We start from the raw sequence: 16,725 nt of genomic DNA, 5'->3' as shown, positions 1-16,725 counted from the left end.
CTTGCAGTTATCGCTGCAAGGCGGCCCACTTTTTAACAAGGTGTAGTTGCGATGAAACGTGTAGGTCTGATCGGTTGGCGCGGTATGGTCGGTTCCGTGCTCATGCAGCGGATGCTGGAAGAGCAGGATTTCGATCTTATCGAGCCGGTGTTTTTCACCACTTCGAACGTAGGTGGCCAAGGGCCGTCCGTGGGCAAGGATATTGCCCCGCTCAAAGACGCCTATAGCATTGAAGAGCTGAAGACCCTCGATGTGATCCTGACGTGCCAGGGCGGCGACTACACCAGCGAAGTCTTCCCCAAGCTGCGCGAAGCCGGCTGGCAGGGCTACTGGATCGACGCCGCGTCGAGCCTGCGCATGCAGGACGATGCAGTGATCATCCTCGACCCGGTCAACCGCAAGGTCATCGACCAGCAACTGGATGCCGGCACCCGGAACTACGTCGGCGGCAATTGCACCGTCAGCCTGATGCTGATGGGCCTGGGTGGCTTGTTCGAAGCCGGCCTGGTCGAGTGGATGAGCGCCATGACCTACCAGGCGGCCTCCGGCGCCGGTGCGCAGAACATGCGTGAGCTGATCAAGCAGATGGGCGCAACCCACGCGGCGGTGGCCGATCAACTGGCCGACCCGGCCAGTGCGATCCTCGATATCGACCGCCGCGTGGCCGAAGCCATGCGCAGCGACGCTTATCCGACCGAAAACTTCGGCGTGCCGTTGGCCGGTAGCCTGATCCCGTGGATCGACAAGGAACTGCCGAACGGCCAGAGCCGCGAAGAGTGGAAGGCCCAGGCCGAGACCAACAAGATCCTCGGGCGCTTCAAGAACCCGATCCCGGTGGACGGCATCTGCGTACGCATTGGCGCCATGCGCTGCCATAGCCAGGCGTTGACCATCAAGCTGAACAAAGATGTGCCGATTGCCGATATCGAAGGGCTGATCAGCCAGCACAACCCCTGGGTCAAGCTGGTGCCGAACAACCGTGAGATCAGCATGCAGGAGCTGAGCCCAACCAAGGTCACCGGCACCCTGAATGTGCCGGTAGGCCGCCTGCGCAAGCTGAACATGGGCAGCCAGTTCCTCGGCGCGTTCACCGTGGGCGACCAGCTGTTGTGGGGCGCGGCTGAGCCGTTGCGTCGCATGCTGCGGATTCTGCTGGAGCGTTGATCGCTTGCAGGCTTTGAAGAGCCCCGCGTTCTGGTGACAGGCGCGGGGTTTTTTTATTGTTCTTTCGGACGCTATCGGGGACAAGTCGAATCGTCGCACCGCCCCTCCCACATGTTGACCTGTGAACACATTCAAGTGTGTGAGGGGGCTTGCTCCCGATGGGGCCGTCAGCTCCACCCCAATTGCCTCACCCCCAACCACCCGGTAAAGTGCCGCTCCCCCCGCAATGCCCGAGGCAGCCCGATGACCCAGACCTTTGAAATCGCCGTGATCGGCGCCACCGGTACCGTTGGCGAAACCCTGGTGCAGATTCTCGAAGAGCTGGACTTCCCGGTAGGCACCCTGTATTTGCTGGCCGGCAACAACTCCGCCGGTGCATCGGTACCGTTCCGGGGCAAGAACGTGCGGGTCAAGGAAGTCGATGAATTCGACTTCAGCAAGGCGCAGTTGGCCTTTTTCGCGGCCGGCCCGGCGGTGACCCTGAGCTTCGCCCCACGTGCCATCGCTGCCGGTTGCTCGGTGATCGACCTGTCTGGCGCATTGCCAGCCGAACAGGCGCCGTCCGTGGTGCCGGAAGCCAACGCCCATGTGCTCAAGGGCTTGAAAAAACCCTTTCAAATCGCCAGCCCGAGCCCGTCCGCCACCAACCTGGCGGTGCTGCTGGCGCCGTTGCGCGGTTTGTTGGATATCCAGCGCGTGAGCGTCACCGCTAACCTGGCCGTGTCGGCCCTGGGCCGCGAGGCCGTCAGCGAGTTGGCCCGCCAGACGGCCGAGCTGTTGAATGTACGCCCGTTGGAGCCGACCTTCTTTGATCGGCAAGTAGCCTTCAACCTGTTGGCACAAGTCGGCACGCCAGACGCCCAAGGTCATACAGCCCTGGAGAAACGTCTCGTACATGAACTGCGGGCCGTGCTGGAAACTCCGTCGCTGAAGATTTCCGCAACCTGCGTTCAAGCCCCGGTGTTTTTTGGCGATAGCCTGACTGTGTCGCTGCAATTGGGGGCGCCGGCCGATTTGGTTGAGGTGAACCGTGTACTCGATGCGGCGCCGGGTATCGAGCTGGTCGAGGCGGGCGACTACCCAACGGCAGTAGGCGATGCGGTGGGTCAGGACGTTGTTTATGTAGGGCGAGTGCGCGCAGGTGTGGACGACCCGGCGGAACTAAATGTGTGGCTGACGTCAGATAACGTACGCAAAGGCGCTGCGCTCAATGCCGTGCAGCTGGCGCGGTTGTTGATAAAAGACCTTGCGTAAAAGATACTTGGCGCCAATTTGTAGATTGATTCTCACCAAGCGCTATGCTTGGCCAAAAGCGGAACACAAGCGCGTCGGTGACCTATCGGCTCGCCATGCCTTATGGCAGCGGTTACCAACCTTCTCGAAAGCCGGGGAGTGTTCAGACAAAGGATGAGGCTATGGTTCAAGTTCGCAAACTGGTGTTAGCAATAGCGGCCGCCTCGGCGCTGTCCTCCGGTATGGCGCAGGCGCTGCAACTCGGGGAGATGACCCTCAAGTCGAAGTTGAACCAGCCGCTGTCGGTGGAAATCGAGTTGCTCGACGTCGGCGGCCTTACGGCGTCCGAGATCACCCCGAGCCTGGCCTCGTCCCAGGCGTTCGTCGATGCCGGTGTCGATCGCCAGGCCTTTCTCGACGACCTCACCTTCACGCCGGTGGTCAATCCCAACGGCCGCAGCGTGGTGCGTGTCACCTCCAGCAAACCGTTGCCTGATTCCTATGTGCGCTTCCTGTTGCAGGTGCAGTGGCCGAACGGCCGACTCATGCGTGACTACAGTGTGCTGCTCGATCCCGCCAAATTCGACCAATCGACACCGGCTGCCAGTGCGCCAGCGCCGCGCTTGAGTGCGCCGGCCAGTACCGCGACCGCCGTCAGCAAGCCAGCGCAACATACCACCACTGCTCGCGATACTTTGTGGGAAATTGCCGAGAAAAACCGCAATGGTGGCTCTGTGCAGCAGACGATGCTGGCCATTCAGGCGCTCAACCCGAATGCGTTTATCGACGGCAACATCAACCGCCTGAAAACCGGCCAGGTCCTGCGCCTGCCGGACACCGTGCAAAGCACCGCGCTGGGGCAACCGCAAGCGATTGCCGAAGTGACGGCGCAGAACGCTGCCTGGCGTCAGGGCCGCCGCACCGCCGCCCAGCAAGTGGCGGGTAAGGCCCAGCTGGATGCTACCAAGCGCACCGAGACTGGCAATGCACCGTCGAGCACCAGCGCCAAGGACAACTTGAGCCTGGTGTCGGCCGAGTCCGCCAAAAAAGGTGCAGCAGGCAAGGCCGGTGATAGCCGCGCGTTGAGCGACAAGCTGGCGATGACCCAAGAGCAACTGGACACCACCCGTCGCGACAATGAAGAGCTCAAAAGCCGCGCGGCAGATCTGCAAAGCCAGTTGGACAAGCTGCAAAAGCTGATTCAACTGAAGAATGATCAGTTGGCCCGTCTGCAGGCCGAGAAGGGTGATGCGGCTGTGCCCGCAGCGGCGGCAGCGGCGGCAGCGCCTGCGCAGTTGGCCGGTGAACCGGCGCCAGCCCCGGCAGCCCCGGTAGCGACCCCTGCTCCCGAGCCGACCAAACCGGTTGCCGCGCCTGCAACCACCGAAGGCAAATTCAATGAGCTTCTGACTAACCCTGTGGTGCTCGGTGTGCTCGGTGGCGCGGCCGTGATTCTGGCGCTGTTGCTCCTGCTGCTGTGGGTGCGCCATCGCAACGCCCGTCTTGAAGAAGAAAAGCACCTGCGCATGGCGCGCGCGCTGGCTGAAGAGCCGGAATTCACGTCGAATATCGATCGCGACCTGCCACCCGACAGTTTCGAAGGCCTGGAAGTACCGCCGCCGAGCGTCACGCGGGCACCCGCGCCTGCACCCGTTCCGGTGGTTGAGCCAGTTGTGCCTACCGTCGCCTCCGTGCTGGCGCCGTTGGCGGCTGCCGTCGCCCCGACTTCCAGCGACGCGTTGTCCCAAGCCCAGTCCCATATCGACCGGGGCCACCTGAACCAGGCGGCTGATGTGCTTGAGCAAGCGATCAAGCAGGAGCCCAAGCGCAGTGACCTGCGTTTGAAACTGATGGAAGTCTACGGCCTGCAGAATGACAAGGACGGTTTTGTCAGCCAGGAGCGTCAGCTGGTGGCTACGGGTGAAAACCACGCCCACGTCGAGCAGCTCAAAGGTCGCTTCCCGGCCATGGCGGTGTTGGCAGCAGGTGTGAGCGCCGCAGTGGCCGCCGCCGCCCTGGACGCCCAGTACGTCAAGGACCTGCTGGAAGACAAGCCGGCTGCGCCGCAGCCAGAGCCTCTGGATACCGATTTTGACCTGAGCCTGGACGACCTGGAGGCGGCATCGCCGGCAGAGGTCAAGGACGATCAGTCATTCGAGGCGCTTCTTGAGCAGCAGACCGCAGCCAACGCCAGCGCAGATGACCTGTCGGACTTCGACCTGGACCTGCAATTGGATGCACCGGCGTCCGCGCAATCCGATGACGACTTCCTGTCCGGGCTCGAAGAACAAATGAAGGACGTACCTGCCGCCGAGCCGCCGACTTTGACCCCGGCAGCGCTGGATGACTTCGATTTGCCGGAAGATTTCGACCTCTCCCTGGCGGACGAGCCCGAATCGACGCCCAAGCCCGATGCCTTCGCTTCGGAACTGGACGACGTCAACGCCGAGTTGGACCGTCTGTCCCAGAGCCTGGAGCATCCCTCCATCGAGCCGTCCTTCACGGCTGAAGATGCAGCGCTCGGTGACGACGAGCCCGAGTTCGATTTCCTGTCGGGCTCCGATGAAGTCGCCACCAAGCTGGACCTGGCCCAGGCTTATATCGACATGGGCGACGCCGATGGCGCCAAGGACATCCTTTCCGAAGTGCTGACCGAGGGCAACGAGACCCAGCGCGGCGAGGCCAAGGAAATGCTCGGCCGAATCTGAAGGCTGATACGCGCCCAACGGGGAGAGGGCTTGCTCCCTGCCACCGTTGGCGCGGCGTCCACCCCAACAAAAGCGCCCGTCGCGCAGCCGGCGCCTTTATAATCCCCGTCTTCGCGCAACTCATCAGGCTCTCAGTTCTTGGCAAATATAGATAACGCGGCCGCCGAAATGGCGGCCGCAGGCTTTCACCGCATCGCCCTCGGCGTGGAATACAAAGGCTCGCGCTATCGCGGCTGGCAGCGCCAGGCCTCCGGTGTGCTGACGGTGCAGGAAACCCTGGAAAACGCTCTGTCGAAAGTCGCTGACTCGCCGGTATCGCTGATGTGTGCCGGGCGTACCGACGCCGGCGTGCATGCCTGCGGCCAGGTGGTGCACTTCGACACCCAGGCCGAACGCTCGATGAAGGCGTGGGTGATGGGCGCCAATATCAACCTGCCCCATGACGTCAGCGTCACCTGGGCCAAGGTGATGCCCGCGCATTTTCACGCGCGCTTCAAGGCCATCGCCCGACGCTATCGCTACGTGATCTACAACGATCAGATCCGCCCGGCGCACCTGAATCAGGAAATCACCTGGAACCACCGCCCGCTGGATGCCGAACGCATGGCCGAGGCTGCGCAGCATCTGGTGGGTGTGCATGATTTCAGCGCGTTCCGTGCCGGCCAATGCCAGGCCAAGTCGCCGATCAAGGAAGTCCACCATCTGCGCGTGACCCGGCATGGCAAGATGATTGTGCTGGATATACGTGCCGGGGCGTTCCTGCACCATATGGTGCGCAATATTGCGGGCGTACTGATGACCATTGGCACCGGCGAGCGTCCGGTGGAATGGGCCAGGGAAGTGCTGCAAAGCCGCATTCGCCGTACCGGTGGGGTGACGGCGCATCCGTTCGGCTTGTATCTGGTGGATGTGGAGTACCGCGACGAGTTCGAGCTGCCGGAGCGTTTTATCGGGCCACACTTCCTCACAGGTTTCAGTGAACTTGGCGGCTGACGCCTGGAAAAGCTTTTGTTACCATCCGGGACTTTCTCGGTTCAATCCCTGAGGTTTCTACGATATGTCAGCCGTTCGCAGCAAGATTTGCGGGATTACCCGCATCGAAGACGCGTTGGCGGCGGTCGAGGCGGGGGCGGATGCCATTGGCCTGGTGTTTTATGCCAAGAGTCCGCGGGCGGTGAATGTGTTGCAGGCGCGGGCCATCATCGCCGCACTGCCACCGTTCGTGACCACCGTGGGTTTGTTCGTTAACGCCAGCCGTTGTGAACTCAATGAAACCCTGGATGCCGTGCCGCTGGACATGCTGCAGTTTCATGGCGATGAAAACCCGGACGAGTGCGAAAGTTATCAGCGCCCCTATATCAAGGCGTTGCGCGTCAAGGCCGGCGATGACATCGCCGCCGTCTGTGCCGCCTATGCGGGCGCGCGCGGGATTCTGCTGGATACCTACGTCGAAGGTGTTCCCGGCGGTACGGGAGAAGCCTTCGACTGGTCGCTGATCCCGGAGGGCTTGAGCAAGCCGGTCATCCTCGCCGGTGGGCTCAACCCGATGAATGTCGGCGCGGCCATCGAGCAGGTCCGGCCGTATGCGGTGGATGTCAGTGGCGGGGTGGAGCAGGGCAAGGGCATCAAGGATCCCCACAAGATTCGCGCATTCCTGCAGGCCGTGCGCAACAGCAGCGGTGCGATGTGACGGCTGGCAGTCTGCCGCCGTCCATAGCTACCACTGTGTAAAACAGCACCGGCGCCGCCTGCGGGAGGCCCGGAAACGAAGTGGCAACCCTGCGCTGGCAGGTTGTCTGGAAGGCTGAGGATGCAGGCGGGAAATGGCTGGTCGAACCTCTGACCCCGTCCCGCCGGCCTCATCGCCACATATGAATTTAGCTCAAGGGCATACGCGGGGCTGTGTTCAAGCCACCGGTACTGGAGAAAGAAAGCATGAGCAACTGGTTAGTAGACAAACTGATCCCTTCGATCATGCGTTCCGAGGTGAAGAAAAGCTCGGTTCCTGAAGGTCTGTGGCACAAGTGCCCATCCTGCGACGCGGTGCTGTACCGCCCGGAGCTGGAAAAGACCTTGGACGTTTGCCCCAAGTGCAACCACCACATGCGTATTGGCGCACGCGCCCGTATCGACATCTTCCTCGACGCCGACGGCCGCAACGAGCTGGGCGCTGACCTGGAGCCGGTCGACCGCCTCAAGTTCCGCGACAGCAAGAAGTACAAGGACCGTCTGGTCGGTGCGCAGAAGCAGACCGGCGAGAAAGACGCGCTGATCTCCATCAGCGGCAAGCTGCTGGGGATGCCGGTGGTGGTTTCGGCGTTCGAGTTCTCCTTCATGGGCGGCTCCATGGGTGCCATCGTCGGCGAGCGTTTCGTGCGCGCCGCCAACTATGCCCTGGAAAACCGCTGCCCGATGATCTGCTTCGCCGCCTCCGGTGGCGCGCGTATGCAGGAAGCGCTGATTTCCCTGATGCAAATGGCCAAGACCTCGGCGGTATTGGCGCGTCTGCGCGAAGAAGGCATTCCGTTCATCTCGGTACTGACCGACCCGGTCTACGGCGGTGTTTCCGCCAGCCTGGCGATGCTTGGCGATGTGATCGTCGGTGAGCCAAAAGCCCTGATCGGCTTTGCCGGCCCACGCGTCATCGAGCAGACCGTGCGTGAAAAACTGCCGGAAGGTTTCCAGCGCAGCGAGTTCCTGCTGGAACACGGTGCCATCGACCTGATCATCCCGCGCGGTGAGCTGCGCCCACGCCTGGGTAACCTGCTGGCGCAAATGATGGGCCTGCCGACGCCTGTCTACGTCGCGCCCAAGGTCGAGCCGATCGTCGTGCCACCGGTGCCAGCAAACCTATGACCCAACGTACCCTCGGCGAATGGCTCGCCTACCTTGAGCAGTTGCATCCGTCCGCCATCGACATGGGCCTGGAGCGCTCGCAACAGGTAGCGGCCCGCCTTGGGTTGGGGCGGCCGGCACCGCGTGTGATCACGGTCACCGGCACCAACGGCAAAGGCTCCACCTGTGCCTTTGTTGCGGCGCTGCTGCAGGCCCAAGGGCTGAACGTCGGCGTGTACAGTTCGCCGCACCTGCTGCGCTACAACGAGCGGGTGCAGCTCAATGGCCGCGAAGCGAGCGACGAGCAGCTCTGCGAAGCCTTCGCCGCCCTCGATGCAGGGCGTGGCGAGATTTCCCTGACCTATTTCGAAATGGGCACCCTGGCGGCGTTGTGGCTGTTCGAGCGTGCGCAACTCGATGTCGTCGTCTTGGAAGTGGGCCTTGGCGGGCGTCTGGATACGGTCAACGTGGTGGATGCGGACATGGCGCTGGTCACCAGCATCGGCGTCGACCATGTCGATTACCTGGGTGACACCCGTGAATCCGTAGCATACGAAAAGGCCGGGATCTTTCGCCAGGGCAAGCCTGCATTGTGCGGCGATCTTGACCCTCCGCAACCCTTGCTGGACAAGGTGCTTGAGCTCGACTGCCCGTTCTTCCTGCGCGGGCGCGACTTCAATCTGGAGATCGGCGATCAGCATTGGCAATGGTCCGGGCGCGATGCGCGGGGCCAGCCGGTAGCGTTGCGCGATTTGCCGCTGCTGAACCTGCCGATGGAGAATGCCGCGCTGGCGCTGCAAGCCTATCTGCTACTGGATCTGCCGTGGAATGCCGGGCAAATAGCCGCAACCCTGCTGGCAGCGCGCATAGTAGGGCGTCTGGATCGACGTGCCGTGGAGTGGGAGGGCAAGCGCCTGAACCTGCTGCTGGATGTGGGCCATAACCCTCACGCTGCTGAGTATCTGGCGCAGCGCTTGGCGCAAACGCCGCCGTCCGGCCGCCGCCTGGCGGTGTTTGGCCTGCTGGCCGACAAGGATCTCGACGGCGTGCTTGCGCCGTTGCTGAGCGGGGTTCAGTCCTGGGCCGTTGCGCCGCTGGATACGCCACGTAGCCGTCCGGCAGTTGAGCTGGAAACGGCCTTGCAGAACCTTGGTGCGTCGGTGACGTCGTATGCAAGCATCACCGCGGCCCTCGAGGCGCAGTGTGCGGTAGCGACGGCCGAGGACGAGATTCTGTTGTTCGGATCATTTTATTGTGTTGCCGAGGCGCTCGAATGGCTGGCCCGGCGCTCCACGGAGGAAGCTGCACATGGCATTACTGGATAGCGCATACAAGCAGCGAATGGTCGGAGCCCTGGTGTTGGTGGCATTGGCGGTGATTTTCTTGCCGATGCTGTTTTCCCGTCAGGACGAACAGCGCCAGGTGGTCGTCGAGGCTCCGGCTGCGCCCCAGGCGCCGGTGGTGCCTCAGGTCCAGGTTGAACCGGTGGTGGTGCCTGAGCCGCAGGCGCTGCCTGAAGAAGAGCCGGTGCCGAGCGATGAAGAGGTCGCCGCGCAACAGGCGCCGTCCATGCCGGTGCAGCCAAGCGTGCCGGTGGTCAAGCCGGCACCCGCTCCGGCTGTTGCCGCCAAGCCCGCGACGCCAGCGCCTGCGCCCAAACCGGTAGCGCCACAGCCTGCCGCGCCGGGCAAGCCTGACGTGGGGCAGAGCCGTATCGACCCGAATGGTCTGCCGATCAGCTGGTCGATTCAAGTGGCCAGCCTGGGCAACCGCGAAGGCGCCGACGCCTTGCAGAAAAAGCTGCGCGCCCAGGGTTACAACGCCTACATCCGTAGCGCCGACGGCAAGAACCGCGTGTTTATCGGGCCGCTGATCGAGCGCGCCGAAGCCGACCGCCTGCGGGATCTACTGGACCGTCAGCAGAACCTCAAGGGTTTCGTCACTCGCTTTCAGCCTGAGCGCGGCTGATTTCGAGACTTGAAATGCAGTCAAGTGTGGGAGGGGGCTTGCTCCCGATAGCGGTGGGTCAGTCAGTACATCTGGCACTGAACCACCGCCATCGGGGGCAAGCCCCCTCCCACATTGGTTTTCAGCGGTCTTGAAATACTGTGCGCACCGCCCAATCTATTGATTTGCAAGGCACCCGCAATCACCGCTTACCGATAGCCCGGCGCTCTGCTAAAATGCGCCGCCTTATCCGTACGTAGGCTGCACTGTGCCATTTACCTGGGTTGATTGGGCGATCGTTGCAATCGTCGCCATCTCCGCTTTGATCAGTCTGAGCCGCGGCTTCGTAAAAGAAGCACTGTCGTTGCTGACCTGGATCATCGCAGGAGTCGTAGCCTGGATGTTCGGTGGTTCACTGTCGGTCTACCTGGCCGGGTACATAGAGACACCCTCGGCTCGCGTCATCGCGGGCTGCGCCATCATGTTCATCGCCACGCTGCTGGTGGGGGCAATGGTCAATTATCTTATTGGCGAGTTGATACGTGTCACCGGCCTTTCCGGGACCGATCGATTTCTCGGCATGGCCTTCGGCGCCGCGCGTGGCGCGTTGCTGGTGGTCGTGGCGGTCGGGCTGTTGAGCCTGGGGCCGGTACAGCAGGATTCGTGGTGGCAGGAGTCGGTGCTCGTGCCAAAATTTCTATTGGTTGCAGACTGGTCCAAGAACCTCATATTGGGGTGGAGCAGTCAGTGGCTGGCCAGCGGAATCAGCGTACCCGCTGATCTTCCGTTCAAGGAACACCTCTTGCCGGCCAAAACGCCTCAGTAAGAGTGTTCAGTCAAGATCCATTAAGTAGGGGTTGCGTCGCATGTGTGGCATCGTCGGTATCGTCGGTAAGTCGAACGTCAATCAGGCGCTGTATGACGCGCTAACCGTCCTCCAGCACCGCGGCCAGGACGCTGCCGGTATTGTGACCAGCCACGACGGCCGGTTATTCCTGCGCAAGGACAATGGCCTGGTGCGCGACGTGTTCCATCAGCGTCACATGCAGCGCCTGGTCGGTCACATGGGCATTGGCCATGTGCGTTACCCAACCGCTGGTAGCTCGACGTCGGCCGAAGCTCAGCCGTTCTACGTCAACTCGCCTTACGGCATTACCCTGGCGCACAACGGTAACCTGACCAACGTTGAGCAACTGGCCAAGGAGATCTACGAATCTGACCTGCGCCACGTCAACACCAGTTCCGACTCGGAAGTGTTGCTCAACGTGTTCGCCCATGAGCTGGCCCAGCGCGGCAAGCTGCAGCCGACCGAAGAAGACGTGTTTGCTGCCGTGATCGACGTGCATAACCGTTGCGTGGGCGGCTATGCCGTGGTGGCGATGATCACCGGTTATGGCATCGTCGGTTTCCGCGATCCGCACGGCATCCGCCCGATCGTGTTCGGCCAGCGTCACACCGACGAAGGCGTCGAGTACATGATCGCCTCCGAAAGCGTGTCCCTGGATGTGCTGGGCTTCACTCTGATTCGCGACCTGGCACCGGGCGAAGCGGTGTACATCACCGAAGACGGCAAGCTGCACACCCGCCAGTGCGCCGTCGCGCCGAAACTCACCCCCTGCATCTTCGAACACGTCTACCTGGCGCGTCCGGATTCGATCATCGACGGCGTTTCGGTGTACAAGGCGCGCCTGCGCATGGGTGAGAAGCTGGCCGAGAAGATCCTGCGCGAGCGCCCCGAGCACGACATCGACGTGGTCATCCCGATCCCGGACACCAGCCGTACCGCCGCGCTGGAGCTGGCCAACCACCTGGGCGTCAAGTTCCGCGAAGGCTTCGTCAAGAACCGCTACATTGGCCGTACCTTCATCATGCCCGGCCAGGCAGCGCGCAAGAAGTCGGTGCGCCAGAAGCTCAACGCCATCGAGCTGGAGTTTCGTGGCAAGAACGTGATGCTGGTGGATGACTCCATCGTGCGCGGCACCACGTGCAAGCAGATCATCCAGATGGCCCGTGAAGCCGGTGCGAAGAACGTGTACTTCTGTTCCGCCGCGCCTGCCGTGCGCTACCCGAACGTGTACGGTATCGACATGCCGAGCGCCCATGAACTGATCGCCCACAATCGTTCAACCCAGGACGTGGCCGACCTGATCGGCGCCGACTGGTTGATCTACCAGGACCTGCCTGACCTGATCGAAGCGGTCGGCGGCGGCAAGATCAAGATCGACCAGTTCGACTGCGCCGTGTTCGACGGCAAGTACGTGACCGGCGACGTCGATGAGGCCTACCTGAACAAGATCGAGCAGGCGCGCAACGACTCGTCGAAGATCAAGACCCAGGCGGTCAGCGCGATCATCGATCTGTACAACAACTGAGTGAACACCGGCCCTGAGGGGCCGGTTTTGTATCTTAAATAAAGAATTCGAGTAAGGAGTCGCAGCATGAGTCAGGAATGGGATGCCGGTCGTTTGGACAGCGACCTCGATGGCGTAGCTTTCGATACCCTGGCTGTGCGCGCCGGCCAGCACCGTACCCCGGAAGGGGAGCACGGTGATCCGATGTTCTTCACCTCCAGTTATGTGTTCCGCACGGCGGCCGACGCTGCTGCGCGTTTTGCCGGTGAAGTGCCGGGCAACGTCTACTCGCGCTATACCAACCCGACCGTGCGTGCGTTCGAAGAGCGTATCGCCGCCCTGGAGGGTGCTGAGCAAGCGGTGGCCACGGCGACCGGCATGGCGGCGATCCTGGCGGTGGTGATGAGCCTGTGCAGCGCTGGCGACCACGTGCTGGTATCGCGCAGCGTGTTCGGTTCGACCATCAGCCTGTTCGAGAAGTATTTCAAGCGCTTCGGTATCGAAGTGGACTACGTGCCCCTGGCGGATCTGTCTGGCTGGGAGGCGGCGATCAAGGCCAATACCAAGCTGCTGTTCGTTGAGTCACCGTCCAACCCGCTGGCTGAACTGGTGGATATCGCCGCGCTGGCCGAAGTAGCGCACGCCAAGGGCGCGATGCTGGTTGTCGACAACTGCTTCTGCACCCCGGCGCTGCAACAGCCGTTGAAGTTGGGCGCGGACATCGTGGTGCATTCGGCCACCAAGTTCATCGACGGCCAGGGCCGTTGCATGGGCGGTGTGGTGGCCGGTCGCAGCGAGCAGATGAAGGAAGTGGTGGGCTTCCTGCGCACCGCCGGGCCGACCCTGAGCCCGTTCAACGCGTGGATTTTCCTCAAAGGCCTGGAAACCCTCAGCCTGCGCATGAAGGCCCATTGCGCCAACGCTCAGGCGCTGGCCGAGTGGCTGGAGCAGCAGGACGGAATCGAGAAAGTGCATTACGCCGGCCTCAAGAGCCACCCGCAGCACGCATTGGCGCAGCGCCAGCAGCGCGGGTTCGGCGCGGTAGTGAGTTTCGAAGTGAAGGGTGGCAAAGAGGGCGCCTGGCGCTTTATCGATGCCACGCGCCTGATCTCGATCACCGCCAACCTGGGTGACAGCAAAACCACCATCACGCACCCGAGCACCACCTCCCATGGGCGCCTGTCGCCGCAGGAGCGTGAAGCCGCGGGCATCCGTGACAGCCTGATTCGCATCGCAGTCGGGCTGGAAGACGTGGCTGACTTGCAGGCCGACCTGGCTCGCGGGCTGGCGGCCTTGTGATCGAGTGGTCCATGGAGGCCGCAACGGCCAGTAACGGGCGCGTGGCACTGGTGACCGGCGCAGCGCGGGGCATTGGCCTCGGGATCGCGGCGTGGCTGATCAGCGAAGGCTGGCAGGTGGTGTTGACCGACCTGGATCGCGAGCGCGGTTCCAAGGTGTCCAAGGTGCTGGGCGAGAATGCCTGGTTTATCAGCATGGACGTGGCCGACGAGAAGCAGGTGGCTCAAGGTGTGGCTGAGGTATTGGGGCAGTTTGGGCGCCTGGATGCGTTGGTGTGCAATGCGGCGGTGGCCGATCCGCGCAATATCACCCTGGAAAGCCTCGACCTGGCGTACTGGAACCGCGTACTGGCGGTGAACCTCAGTGGGCCGATGCTGCTGGCCAAGCACTGCGCGCCGTACCTGCGGGCCCACGGTGGCGCTATCGTCAACCTGGCCTCGACACGGGCCCGCCAGTCGGAGCCGGACACCGAAGCGTACGCGGCAAGCAAGGGTGGCCTGCTGGCGCTGACACACGCGCTGGCGATGAGCCTGGGCCCGGAAGTGCGGGTGAATGCGGTCAGCCCTGGCTGGATCGATGCGCGTGATCCTGCTGCGCGGCGTGCCGAGCCGCTCACCGATGCCGATCACGCTCAGCATCCGGCGGGCCGGGTAGGCACGGTGGAGGACGTAGCAGCCATGGTGGCGTGGTTACTGTCGCGCCAGGCCGGGTTTGTCACCGGGCAAGAGTTCGTGGTGGACGGTGGCATGAGCAAGAAGATGATTTACAGCGAGTAGGGCGGTCTTGAAGCTTTTTTGTCTTTTTCAGAAAAACTTCAAGCGGGCTATTGACTTAGGTCCGCTACCTGCGTAAATTTCGCGGCCTCAACGAAGCAAAGGGTGATTAGCTCAGCTGGGAGAGCATCTGCCTTACAAGCAGAGGGTCGGCGGTTCGATCCCGTCATCACCCACCACTTCTTGAGAGTTTTGCCCTTGTGGCAAGACGCAACGTTAAAGGTTGCACCGACGCGCAGCGGTAGTTCAGTCGGTTAGAATACCGGCCTGTCACGCCGGGGGTCGCGGGTTCGAGTCCCGTCCGCTGCGCCATATTTTCCAGGTCCGATGTGTCGGACTTGAGATTGAACAGCCAAGGCTGACCAATCAGATGTTTAAAGGTGATTGAGGGGTTTAGCCTCAGTCAGCCAAGCGATACGCAGCGGTAGTTCAGTCGGTTAGAATACCGGCCTGTCACGCCGGGGGTCGCGGGTTCGAGTCCCGTCCGCTGCGCCATATCTGCCTCAAGGCCCACTGAACGCCTTGAAGCACAAGGAAAGCCATTGGCTGACTTTGATCCGATAGCAAAGACCCTGGTCGAAAGACCGGGGTTTTTTGTGTCTGCGATTTGGCTTTCTAGGCAAGGAGCCGGCGAACCGGCTCCCCGTTGCGCGTCAAAAGCCCAGCTTATCCCGCAGCCCGTAATACCACGCGCCCATTGCGGCAAAAGGCGTGCGCAGGAGCTGGCCACCCGGGAACGGGTAGTGGGGCAGGTCGGCAAACGCGTCGAAGCGTTCAGCCTGGCCTCTCAGGGCTTCGGCCAATACCTTGCCCGCCAGATGCGTATAGGTCACGCCGTGGCCGCTACAGCCTTGAGAGTAATAGATGTTGTCGCCGAGGCGGCCAACCTGAGGCAAGCGCGACAGGGTCAGCAGGAAATTGCCGGTCCAGGCGTAGTCGATCTTTACGTCCTTGAGCTGCGGGAAGGCCTTGAGCATTTTCGGCCGGATGATCGCTTCGATATTTGCCGGGTCCCGCGCGCCATACACCACGCCACCGCCGAAGATCAGGCGCTTGTCGCTGGTGAGGCGGTAATAATCAAGCAGGTAGTTACAGTCTTCGACACAGTAGTCCTGCGGCAGCAACGTCCTGGCCAATTCATCGCCCAAGGGGGCGGTAGTGATCACTTGGGTGCCGCACGGCATTGATTTCGCCGCCAGCTCCGGCACCAGGTTACCCAGATAGGCATTCCCCGCGACGATGATGAACTTGGCCCTGACTTTACCTTCGGCGGTATGCACCACCGGATTGGCGCCGCGTTCGATGCGCACCGCTGCCGATTGCTCATAGATCGTGCCGCCCAGGGATTCAACGGCTGCCGCCTCGCCCAAGGCCAGGTTGAGCGGGTGGATATGCCCGCCGCTCATGTCCAGCAGGCCGCCTACATAGTTGTCACAAGCCACTACTTCGCGAATCCGGCGCTCGTCCAGCAGCTCCAGCTGCGTATGGCCGTAGCGCTCCCACAGGCGCTTCTGCGATTCCAGGTGGCCCATGTGCTTGTTGTTGAGGGCGGCGAACACACCGCCGTCCTTCAAGTCGCACTGGATCTGATACTTGGCCACGCGTTCACGAATGATCCTGCCACCCTCGAATGCCATCTCACCCAGCAATTGTGCCTGCTTGGGGCCGACGCTGCGTTCGATGACATCGATGTCGCGGCTGTAGCTATTGACGATCTGCCCGCCATTACGGCCGGACGCACCAAAACCTACCTTGGCGGCTTCCAGCACCGTCACGCGAAAGCCGTTCTCGAGCAGAAACAGCGCGCTGGACAGGCCGGTATAACCGGCGCCGATCACACAGACATCGGTTTCGATCTCACCTTGCAGCACCGGGCGCGGCGGAACCGCGTTCGCGGAGGCGGCGTAATAGGACTGGGGGTAGGGGGTGTTCGCCATCCTGGAACCTCTGTTTTATATTTTTTACGAGTGCGGCGATCCTACCTGAGTTGAAAATTGCCTGCCAGCCACCCGTAAGTCGCGGGCGCGTCGCCCGCGAATAAAAAATTCGCATATTCATAGGCTTAGCTGCAAAAAAGATGTTGACACCCCTACGGAATTCCGTAGAATGCCGCCTCACAGCAGGCACGTAGCTCAGTTGGTTAGAGCACCACCTTGACATGGTGGGGGTCGTTGGTTCGAGTCCAATCGCGCCTACCAAACAAAATCCGCTCTGCTGGGCGGTCTAGAAGGGCTCACCGAAAGGTGAGCCCTTTTTTGTTGTCTTGGGTTTCATGTAGAACGTTCACACATATTGAGTTCGTTCACACCAGGTAATGTGAACACCATTAATTGATCGTTGTCGCATGGCGAACCGCCTGAATTCAGGTGGGGATGCAGGCGAGCGTTACGACAGAGATGCGGTAAGCTTAGTAAT

At 61.9% G+C, this 16,725-nt stretch carries 13 protein-coding genes and 4 tRNA genes; 16 read left to right on the top strand and 1 reads right to left on the bottom strand.

Annotation, left to right across the window (positions count from 1 at the left end; translation table 11 throughout):
- The first annotated feature begins 51 nt into the window (after window positions 1–51).
- From asd to C4J87_RS16600, 15 genes are all read left to right on the top strand, one after another.
- Window positions 52–1,164 (top strand): aspartate-semialdehyde dehydrogenase, encoded by a 1,113-nt coding sequence (gene asd, locus C4J87_RS16670; protein WP_124363600.1) that lies wholly within the window; start codon window positions 52–54, stop codon window positions 1,162–1,164.
- Between the two features lie 243 nt (window positions 1,165–1,407).
- Entirely contained in the window at window positions 1,408–2,418 is a 1,011-nt protein-coding gene (locus C4J87_RS16665; protein WP_124367674.1) for an aspartate-semialdehyde dehydrogenase, read from the top strand.
- A 161-nt stretch (window positions 2,419–2,579) separates the two neighbouring features.
- A complete protein-coding gene (locus C4J87_RS16660) occupies window positions 2,580–5,105 on the top strand; it encodes a FimV/HubP family polar landmark protein (protein ID WP_124367673.1) in 2,526 nt (841 codons plus the stop codon).
- 168 nt (window positions 5,106–5,273) lie between these two features.
- On the top strand, window positions 5,274–6,098 hold the full coding sequence (gene truA, locus C4J87_RS16655) for a tRNA pseudouridine(38-40) synthase TruA (RefSeq protein WP_124368998.1): 825 nt from the start codon (window positions 5,274–5,276) through the stop codon (window positions 6,096–6,098).
- A gap of 64 nt (window positions 6,099–6,162) precedes the next feature.
- Entirely contained in the window at window positions 6,163–6,795 is a 633-nt protein-coding gene (locus C4J87_RS16650; RefSeq protein WP_124367672.1) for a phosphoribosylanthranilate isomerase, read from the top strand.
- 245 nt (window positions 6,796–7,040) lie between these two features.
- Window positions 7,041–7,961 carry an acetyl-CoA carboxylase, carboxyltransferase subunit beta gene (accD, locus tag C4J87_RS16645; RefSeq protein ID WP_124367671.1) on the top strand — a complete coding sequence of 307 codons (921 nt, stop codon included), beginning with the start codon at window positions 7,041–7,043 and terminating at the stop codon, window positions 7,959–7,961.
- Complete coding sequence (folC, locus tag C4J87_RS16640; RefSeq protein WP_124367670.1) at window positions 7,958–9,265, top strand: bifunctional tetrahydrofolate synthase/dihydrofolate synthase; 1,308 nt, start codon at window positions 7,958–7,960, stop codon at window positions 9,263–9,265. Before accD ends, folC begins: the two co-directional genes overlap by 4 nt.
- Window positions 9,249–9,908 (top strand): SPOR domain-containing protein, encoded by a 660-nt coding sequence (locus C4J87_RS16635; RefSeq protein WP_124367669.1) that lies wholly within the window; start codon window positions 9,249–9,251, stop codon window positions 9,906–9,908. The genes folC and C4J87_RS16635 overlap by 17 nt, the downstream gene beginning before the upstream one ends.
- A 247-nt stretch (window positions 9,909–10,155) precedes the next feature.
- Window positions 10,156–10,713, top strand: a complete 558-nt coding sequence (locus C4J87_RS16630; RefSeq protein WP_003192538.1) for a CvpA family protein — start codon at window positions 10,156–10,158, stop codon at window positions 10,711–10,713.
- Between the two features lie 40 nt (window positions 10,714–10,753).
- Window positions 10,754–12,259: an amidophosphoribosyltransferase gene (gene purF, locus C4J87_RS16625; protein WP_124363594.1), complete on the top strand. Its 1,506-nt coding sequence runs from the start codon at window positions 10,754–10,756 to the stop codon at window positions 12,257–12,259.
- Window positions 12,260–12,325: 66 nt separating this feature from the next.
- A complete protein-coding gene (locus C4J87_RS16620; protein WP_124367668.1) occupies window positions 12,326–13,537 on the top strand; it encodes an O-succinylhomoserine sulfhydrylase in 1,212 nt (403 codons plus the stop codon).
- A gap of 11 nt (window positions 13,538–13,548) precedes the next feature.
- Complete coding sequence (locus C4J87_RS16615; protein WP_124367667.1) at window positions 13,549–14,313, top strand: SDR family oxidoreductase; 765 nt, start codon at window positions 13,549–13,551, stop codon at window positions 14,311–14,313.
- A gap of 100 nt (window positions 14,314–14,413) precedes the next feature.
- Window positions 14,414–14,489: transfer RNA gene (locus C4J87_RS16610), tRNA-Val, on the top strand.
- A 56-nt stretch (window positions 14,490–14,545) separates the two neighbouring features.
- A tRNA-Asp gene (locus tag C4J87_RS16605) sits at window positions 14,546–14,622 on the top strand.
- 106 nt (window positions 14,623–14,728) lie between these two features.
- Window positions 14,729–14,805 (top strand) — tRNA-Asp (locus C4J87_RS16600).
- 158 nt (window positions 14,806–14,963) lie between these two features.
- On the opposite strand, the gene C4J87_RS16595 is transcribed toward C4J87_RS16600, so the two are convergent.
- Window positions 14,964–16,247, bottom strand: a complete 1,284-nt coding sequence (locus C4J87_RS16595; protein WP_124367666.1) for an FAD-binding oxidoreductase — start codon at window positions 16,245–16,247, stop codon at window positions 14,964–14,966.
- 184 nt (window positions 16,248–16,431) lie between these two features.
- Between C4J87_RS16595 and C4J87_RS16590 the strand changes: the two genes are divergently transcribed.
- Window positions 16,432–16,508 (top strand) — tRNA-Val (locus C4J87_RS16590).
- The last annotated feature ends 217 nt before the right edge of the window (window positions 16,509–16,725 follow it).

It is taken from the genome of Pseudomonas sp. R1-43-08, from assembly GCF_003852255.1.
GTDB lineage: Bacteria > Pseudomonadota > Gammaproteobacteria > Pseudomonadales > Pseudomonadaceae > Aquipseudomonas.
Note: the sequence above shows the minus strand (reverse complement) of the source record. Positions and strands in the feature narration are given on the sequence as shown.

Bases quoted from the DNA above. Each gene is read 5' to 3' on its own strand.
- truA (WP_124368998.1), top strand. From the start codon at position 5,274: ATGGCGGCCGCAGGCTTTCACCGCATCGCCCTCGGCGTGGAATACAAA.
- C4J87_RS16635 (WP_124367669.1), top strand. From the start codon at position 9,249: ATGGCATTACTGGATAGCGCATACAAGCAGCGAATGGTCGGAGCCCTG.
- folC (WP_124367670.1), top strand. From the start codon at position 7,958: ATGACCCAACGTACCCTCGGCGAATGGCTCGCCTACCTTGAGCAGTTG.
- asd (WP_124363600.1), top strand. From the start codon at position 52: ATGAAACGTGTAGGTCTGATCGGTTGGCGCGGTATGGTCGGTTCCGTG.
- C4J87_RS16620 (WP_124367668.1), top strand. From the start codon at position 12,326: ATGAGTCAGGAATGGGATGCCGGTCGTTTGGACAGCGACCTCGATGGC.
- C4J87_RS16615 (WP_124367667.1), top strand. From the start codon at position 13,549: ATGGAGGCCGCAACGGCCAGTAACGGGCGCGTGGCACTGGTGACCGGC.
- accD (WP_124367671.1), top strand. From the start codon at position 7,041: ATGAGCAACTGGTTAGTAGACAAACTGATCCCTTCGATCATGCGTTCC.
- C4J87_RS16665 (WP_124367674.1), top strand. From the start codon at position 1,408: ATGACCCAGACCTTTGAAATCGCCGTGATCGGCGCCACCGGTACCGTT.
- C4J87_RS16595 (WP_124367666.1), bottom strand. From the start codon at position 16,247: ATGGCGAACACCCCCTACCCCCAGTCCTATTACGCCGCCTCCGCGAAC.
- C4J87_RS16660 (WP_124367673.1), top strand. From the start codon at position 2,580: ATGGTTCAAGTTCGCAAACTGGTGTTAGCAATAGCGGCCGCCTCGGCG.
- purF (WP_124363594.1), top strand. From the start codon at position 10,754: ATGTGTGGCATCGTCGGTATCGTCGGTAAGTCGAACGTCAATCAGGCG.
- C4J87_RS16650 (WP_124367672.1), top strand. From the start codon at position 6,163: ATGTCAGCCGTTCGCAGCAAGATTTGCGGGATTACCCGCATCGAAGAC.